At 46.6% G+C, this 8,304-nt stretch carries 4 protein-coding genes; all 4 read left to right on the top strand.

Going from position 1 to position 8,304, the window contains the following annotated elements:
• Window positions 1-1,558: tail fiber domain-containing protein (locus ACYVEA_RS33965; protein WP_461117831.1), on the top strand; the 1,558-nt coding region annotated here is incomplete at its 5' end.
• 58 nt (window positions 1,559-1,616) lie between these two features.
• Window positions 1,617-4,355, top strand: a complete 2,739-nt coding sequence (locus tag ACYVEA_RS33960; RefSeq protein ID WP_461117830.1) for a DUF6923 family protein — start codon at window positions 1,617-1,619, stop codon at window positions 4,353-4,355.
• Window positions 4,356-4,423: 68 nt separating this feature from the next.
• Window positions 4,424-5,443, top strand: a complete 1,020-nt coding sequence (locus ACYVEA_RS33955) for a transposase (RefSeq protein WP_461117829.1) — start codon at window positions 4,424-4,426, stop codon at window positions 5,441-5,443.
• Window positions 5,444-5,997: 554 nt separating this feature from the next.
• A partial coding sequence (locus tag ACYVEA_RS33950) for a ligand-binding sensor domain-containing protein (RefSeq protein ID WP_461117828.1) occupies window positions 5,998-8,304 on the top strand: 2,307 nt, incomplete at its 3' end.

Here is an 8,304-nt window from a genome sequence, read left to right as displayed (position 1 = left end):
GAAGTTAATCATGAAGCCAAGTCTATTAACCAAAGCTCTGTCAGCGGCCGCTACGTTTGTAGCGCTGCTATCCGCCTCGCCAGCCATATTGGCCCAGGTGAAAGTTGGGGATAATCCAACTACCATAAATGCCAACTCGGCATTGGAGGTGGAAAGTACCAACAAAGGCCTGCTGCTGCCCCGATTGGGACTTACCGCTACCACCAATCCGGCACCGCTTGCCGCACACGTAGCGGGTATGACCGTTTTTAACACCGCCACGGCCAATGACGTTACCCCCGGTTTCTACTACAATGACGGCACCAAATGGGTAGCGACGGTAGGATCGTCATCTGAGCCAAATTATAACTACACCTTTGGCAGTGGAGCCCCTACCGGTTCCTGTAATAGTGGTGACTTATATACCGATACACTGGAGACGAGCCCCACTGTCGGCCAGCAATTTGTCTGTAGCGGGGGCTCCTGGGTAAGCTATACAGCCCCCAACCGAACCCCTTTTTACACTAATGGAACAACCAATGATGCAGGAGGCAATAAGGTATCCGCTATATCTAGATATGGTGCTATAGTTGCCAGAAACGCTACTTTACCCATGTATGGTCTTTTAGCGCCTAATGGTGGCATACGCCTGTATCGGAGTAGCACCCTCCCAGCCGCTAATTCGCCGACTACAAACGGGTACATTGACTTTACGAATACCCCGTCCGATCCAAACCCGATGCGCATATCGATGCGTAGTGATGCTAGCTTAGGCGATTTAGCACTTACCTTTCAGGATCACGGCACCGTTAGAATGGCCGTTCTGCAAAATGGTAACGTAGGTATTGGAACAGGTGTCGCAGCACCTGTTGCCCGGTTGCATGTTAATGGTATAATAAGAGCCATATCTGGAAGTTTTACAGGCCAGTTATCAAGTGGTACCTCAACGGTAGATGGTGTTGAAATATATTCAGCCGCCAACGATGGGTTTATAGCTGTTCAGCGGGATGCTGGTTCGAACTTATTTCTGACAAAAACAACGGCTTCTGTTGGTGATCGTTATGCGGTCTTTGCACTTAATGGTCAGGTTGTCGGCAATATTACACGCGTAGCCAGTGGTATTTCTTACAACGCTGCTTCGGACATTCGGCTAAAAGAAAATATCAAGGCTACACGCTACGGCCTGGGCGATCTGATGAAGATTAAAGTAGCCGATTACAACTACAAGTCCGACCAAAAGAAAACCCAAACGACCGGCTTCTTAGCCCAGGACCTCTACAAAGTTTATCCGGCAGCGGTTACCGTTGGAGGGAAAGATGAGAAAAAGAATCCCTGGACGGTCGACTATGGCAAAGTCACTCCGCTGATCGTAAAAGCGGTGCAGGATCAACAGGCGATTATTGAGAAGCAACAGGCGGAAATTCAGGCCTTGAAAGCTGCCAATCTTGCCATGAAGGCTGAAAATGCAAATCTTAAAGCCCAAGCGTCGGACGTGGCTTCCCTGAAAGCAGAAGTGGCCAGCATCAAGGCCCTGTTAGGGGTGAGTAAAGAGGTGACTCAAAAAGTAGTAGCGAAATAAGTAGCCCCAGGCTACTCTGTTACGAATTCATCCTCATCTCATTATAAAAAGCGCTCAAATGACTAAATCACATAATCCTCCATCCCGCTGGCAGTGGGTCTGGATGAGCATACCACTTGTGTTGGTTTTGCTTATTCTGACCCTAAAGGCCCGGGCCCAGCAAGGCTCCCAGGGCAACACGACCATTTTTGGCGGTGCCCAGATGACCTTCTTTGGGGCTCATAATTTCCTCACGGGCGGTCAGGGCACCCAACCGGGTATTATTGGTACGGTACGTACTGCGCCCGTTGGGTTGCTCAACTTCGCATCGGGGGCTACATATACCGGGGCAAATGATGCTAACCACGTGGACGGCTATGTCCGTAAGTACGGTACCGGTCAGTTTATTTTCCCTACGGGCGACAACGGCCACTATGGTCCCTTCGGGGCAGCGGCTGACGCCACCAACGGTGCGTATTTTTTCGTTGATCCCAATAGTGCGGTGACCTCTAACCTGGGCGGTGGTAATTATGGGCCATTACCCGCGGGAGGTCCGTTTAGTACCGCGTCGAAGGAGACAAGCCTGTCGGCGGTGAGCACCAAAGAATATTGGGATATCAATGGCACGACGGCCACGGCGATCACCTTGGGCTGGAGCAGCGTTAGTGACATTACTGGCTTAACAGGTAGTGATCTGAGCAAGCTCACTATTGCCGGTTGGGATGGTACGCAGTGGGTACGTATTCCGTCTACGGTTGATGCTACGTCGGTGTTGGGTGGAACGAGCGATCTGACGGCGGGGTCCATTACCAGTACGTCGGCCCTTGCGCCCAGTACCTATACGGCCTATACATTTGCTAACTACACCGCAACGACACAGCCTACTTTTGCCTGTACGCCCGGACAGAGTTTCTTGTTTCAGTCAACCGGGTCAGGTCCTACCGACGCTTATGTCCTGAATTTAGCTACGGGAGCCACTACGTTAGGAAAAGCTGCGTTGATTTCGGGTTCAACCAATACCGCTATCAACGCCATTGGCTACAACGTAGTAGACAACTACATCTGGGGCTATCGGGTCGGTACGAATCAAATCGTGCGGGTGGGTAGCGATTATTCCGTTCAGACTTTTACCGTGCCTACCCTGCCGTCGGGTAACTATAACGTAGGGGATGTGTCGTTGAGTGGTGTTTTGTATCTGTACGCTACCCTTACCACCACGATTTACCGAATAGACCTGAATCCGGGTTCGGCTAATTATTTGGTGGCGGTGGCCCTGAATACAACGGCGTCTAACATTGCCGACTGGGCCATCAATCCGGTGAATAATTTTATTTACGCGGTGGAAGTGACTGACACCAGTCCCTATACGCTCAGTCTGATTCGCTTCAATCCGACTACGGGCAACAAAATCGTGATCGGGCCTATAAGCGGTGGGGGCATCCTGAGTGAGACAGGAGGATACGGGGGAGCCTTTATGGATTCGAATGGTAATTTATATGCCAGCAACAATACTTCCGGCAACATCTTCAAGATCGCGGCTACCCAGTCCAACAATACGGCAGCTACGTTGCAGACGTCCGGCTCCCCTTCGTCGGGCAACGATGGCGCCCGATGTCCTTCAACCGAAGCGGTGGCTCAGCCTGCATTCACCTGCGCACCTGGTCAGAGCTTCCTGTTTCAATCGGTATCTGGCCCTACCGCATCATATACTTATGACCTGAATACAGGGGTTGCTACGTTAGGAAAATCGCCACTGATTGCGGGCTCGACCAATAACGCTATCAATGCCATTGGCTACAACATAAAGGACAACTACATCTGGGGATATCGGGTTGGTACGAACGAAATTGTCCGGGTAGGTAGCGACTGGTCGGTGCAGACCTTTGCCGTGAGTGGGTTACCAGCCGATAACATCAACGTAGGCGATGTAGATAAAAATGGTATTCTATACCTGTATCAAGTTCTGACCACCACGATCTACAAGGTCGATTTAAATCCGGCTTCGGCGACTTACCTGCAGGCCATTCCGCTGCCCACCACCAGTAGTAACATTTCTGACTTTGCCGTCAATCCGGTCGATAACCAGATTTATGCCGTTGAGGTGGCCAGCAACAGCCCGTATGCGTTGAATCTGATCAAATTCAATCCAACGACGGGAGTTAAAACGGTGGTAGGTGCCATTTCGGGCGGTGGTATCCTTAACGAAACGGGTGGATTTGGCGCTGCCTTTATGGACCCGGACGGTACGTTGTTTGTTAATAACAATACATCGGGCACTATTTACAAAATTTCCTCTACCCAGACTGGAAATCGTACGGCTGTCTTTAACTCGGCTGGCACACCTTCGGCTGGTAACGATGGCGCTCGCTGTCCGAACTCCGTAATACCTGCGTTACCCGATCTGGCACCGATCGTCTATGTTCTACCTGCTACCCAGTATGGTACGACAAACTGCACCGTCGTGGTCGATGTATATGATTTAGCAACGACGACTTCTACTGGACTCATTACGGTCTACGTATCGAAAGATCCGTTGGTTAATCTAAGCTTCGATGGAACCGCCACCTTTGTAGGCGGGAAGCAGGTGCAAAACAGTATCTGGACATTAAATAGCTCAAATCCAGACGCGTATATCTTTACCACGACGCAACCCATTGCGGGGGGAGGACGTCAATCGATTGGATTAACGGGCGTGCTAACGCCAGGCAACACCCAGGGTACCTTAACCATCTCCACTACCATTGTGGGTGGTAGTGGGGGTGAAGTCCGGATTGATAACAATATGGATGCCGATAAAATCGATTATTTCAAGAAATAGTCTGTAAAAGGGGTGATTTCTTATAGATATCACCCCTTTTAGCAGGTTCATCTTAGACTAAAAGGAACATGGATACCCCTCAACGAGCCGCCGGTCAGCGTAGAATCTATACTGACGCCTTCAAACGAAATGCACTGCTGCAACTGAATTCCGGGCGAAATCTACACATGGTAGCCCACGAGCTAGGTATAGGGGCAACAACGTTGCTACGCTGGAAACGTCAGGCCGAGGGTGAAAAAGCGGTTGGACCAACCAAAGAGCGGTTTGATAATGAATTTAGGACGCGTGCCTTGAAAAAGCTGGCAAAGGGGCAGAGTCTGCGTCAGGTGGCTTCGGCCATGGGTGTATCGGTCCCCTCGCTGGTGCAGTGGAAGCGGCAAGCGACTGAGATACCGTCGGAGTCGAACTTTCTCGAGAATGCAGTCAATAAGGGGCCGCACTACACGGATAATTTTCATGGAGTAGCCCATCAGGTGCTGGACAATGGCCAGCCGCCCGGGTTAGTGACCTCTACCAGTGGGGTGGTGGGCACGACCAGTCCACGTTGGAAAAATCAGGCGGATGCTCAGGCGTCACTGACTACCATAGATAGCCCATCACCAAGTTACACTGATGAGGACAAAGCGAAAGCCCTTGGGTTATTAATATCAGGGAAAAGTATTACCCAGGTTGCTGTTTTATTAGCTATACCTACTGTACTGATACGTCGTTGGTGGATATTAACCCGGAGAACTGACCCTACAGAAAGTGTAGTGGATGGGCGTCGTTTGTATGACGATGTGTTTAAGGATGAAGCACTTAGACAAATTAATAGGGGGGTGAGCGTTCGGAAATTAGCCAAAGAGATGGGTGTCTCTGAGGTGACATTACATAAATGGCGTAAACAGGCCGCTTTCATAACTGAACCTTTGAGTAGTGACTCACACAAGCACGAGTTTATCGGCTGTAAGCAGCCAACGCTCAACATTGTAAAGGATGACGAGTTGATGAATGAGCGTATAACTCAATTAGAATATCAACTCCGGCAGGTAGAAGCCGAGCGGGACACCTTAAAAAAAGCCATTCGGATTCTAATGTGTGCAAGCTGATGTAATCAAACTTAGATTTCAAATAGCAGCCCTTATATACTTAACAAATTACTCTACAATGATTTAGCATCGAATACAATCCATATAACCTATAAATACCTGAAGTAATACAAGCCTTAGCCATTTAGTTAAGGCTTTGTTTTTACCACTTGCCAGTAGTTTATAGAATTACCCGTATCCTATAAAAATACATTTATAGGACAACCCAACTAAGCCGGTACAAGGTTGAAGTAATATATATTTAAGGATTTAACTTATACACCGGCTATCTAGTGTTCTCCATTCTTTGGCTAAAAGAACCAATGTGTCTTGTATAGGCTCTATACCAATGGTATACAACTAGTCGACTATTTATACATCACAGAGAAACCTGAGCCCTTAATCTTCAAGTGCGAGTGCATGCTCGGATTTAGGTTATCAATTGCTATACTCTATTTGTAAACACGGTATAATTGATAATTTATATTTTTTTTCTTACTTTTTAGTTGGTATACGTGTCCCTCATAACACACTTATCTTTACATAAAATACATAGTTTTAATTTGATTTATAGTGTGGAAAAAGGCGTATCTTTTTTCTTAGTCATTATCTTAATTCTGTTGCAGAATTATGGCATTGCCCAAAACAAATCAATTGGAAACTTCGCGGTTAATCATTATACGGATGAGACGGGTCTGCCACAGAATAGTGTTAAAAGTATTGCCCCTGATGGTGCCGGATTTATTTGGCTGGCCACCGAAAATGGGTTAGTACGCTTTGATGGGCAAAATTTTTATGCCTTCACAAAAGCAAATTCGGCTTTACCCAGTAATCGGTTTTACAGTCTTGAACCCAATCTGGGTAATGCCCAGTCGAAAAATTCTTTAGTGGCGCCTGGAATTTTTTATGGGGCCGATGAGCTGGACAATCTGATCAGAATACAAGACGGAAAAGTTGTCATTGATTCGCTGTATTTAAAGACGTTGACCCCACTCTCTTTTTTAGACAAACCCTATAACTCGAATCGACCAACAGTACGCTCATCGGGCTTGCCTAATGCTGTGCTCGACGACCCCAATTGGACCAATTATATTGTCCAAATAGGTAATTATAATGGTTGCTTTTATATATGCAATCGGGATCATTTAACCTATTATGAGCAATGGAGAAAAATTTATTCCGTTCCCTTTAAAGCCCCTATTTTCAGGAATTTCTTCGTTCTGGATAAGTACTTGTATTATTTTAAAGCAGACGGTTCCATTGTCCGCATTGATCAAACCGGTCCGGTTAGTCAAATAGTTACTGGAGCAGTTAATCAATTACCAGTTTCTATCCAGGCGCCTGCAGCTGGCGAGCTTTTTTGGAACAACGTAACTAATGAGGTGTTGCTGTACCGGCATAAAAAACTCTTTCGACTTGTGCACCAATCAACAGGTCATCTTTCTACACAATTGTTGCTAGAGGATTTTGATCTGAAACAAAATAATATTAGAGCGATATATTACGATTCAGCCAGCCAACGGATTTTTATGGGTAGTGCCACTCAAGGATTGTTTGTATTTACCCCCAAACCTTTTCAAACCCTGACTGCTGAGGGTCAAGGAACAGACAATAACTTCTATAGCCAAATTCCTTATACCAGCAATAGTGTCTTGTTGCCATCAGGTATTGTACTTGGAAAAGACGGACCTATGGGTAAAGTTTTTTCTCACCGACTTGCTGGTATGGCGGTGATCAAAGCTGACCAAACTAATTTATTTAGTGACGAGCAGGGAGGCATATGGACCAAGAAGAATGGTAAGTTAATGCAGTTTGATTCGAGTGGGCAACGGTTACGTCATACTTGGAACCTATACGATGCGTATCAATTTTATAAAGGTTTTAAAGGAGCCCCCATTTGGATTGGTATTGAATTTAGAGGACTATATCGTCTTGATCCCTTTGATTCGATACCTAAACCTAAAATAGTTGCTCCCATAAAGAAAAGCAACTACTTTCTTCAGGAAAGCCCGGATATTCTTTGGGTGGGTACTCGTAATGGGTTATATCGAGTGCATATTCCAACCCGACAAGTCAAGCTAATTAATGGTACCCAGAACTTCAACATTCGCCATATTTATCGTTCCCGATCTGGCGAAATCTGGCTCAGTACGTATGGCGATGGCTTTTTTTTGTATTTTAAAAATAAATTAACCCAATTTCCACTAGATGATAACCAGTATCTGGCTACTAGCCATGGCATTTTTGAGGATCAGCGAGGGTACTTCTGGATACCCACCAACAAAGGCTTATTTCAAATAGCCCATCGTGATTTACTGGAGTATGCCCAGGGTAAACATAGCGATCGGCCTTACTACCTGTATTATACCAAAGAACAGGGCTTTTTGACCAATGAATTTAATGGAGGTGGTCAACCTAGCCTTATCAGACTGGAAAATGGATACGTGTCAATACCTTCTTTACGAGGACTAGTTTGGTTCTGCCCAGAACAAATAGACCCCGTTCTGCCTAATAAGCCGCTTATTATTGACCGAATGGAGATAAACCAGACTCTCCAGCGGATTCGAAACGACACGATTAGCTTACCCATAAAACCACAGCAAGTCCGATTTCACTTGACCACTTCTTATTTTGGGAACAACCAAAATCTGCAAATGGCTTATCAGTTAATTACAGGAGAGGCTCCTGCTGAGCCAGGTTTATGGGTACGTATCAATCCTCGCGACCCAAGCATTCTACTACTGGGCTTAAACGCTGGTCACTATCAATTGGTGGTCCGCAAAGTCAATGGTTTTGGGCTTGGCAATTATAGTTACAAACGCATTCTCATTGTGGTTCCCCCGCGCTGGTACGAAACCTGGTGGATGCGACTCATCATGATC

It is taken from the genome of Spirosoma jeollabukense, from assembly GCF_054777855.1.
This window is presented reverse-complemented; position numbering and strand designations above follow the sequence as displayed.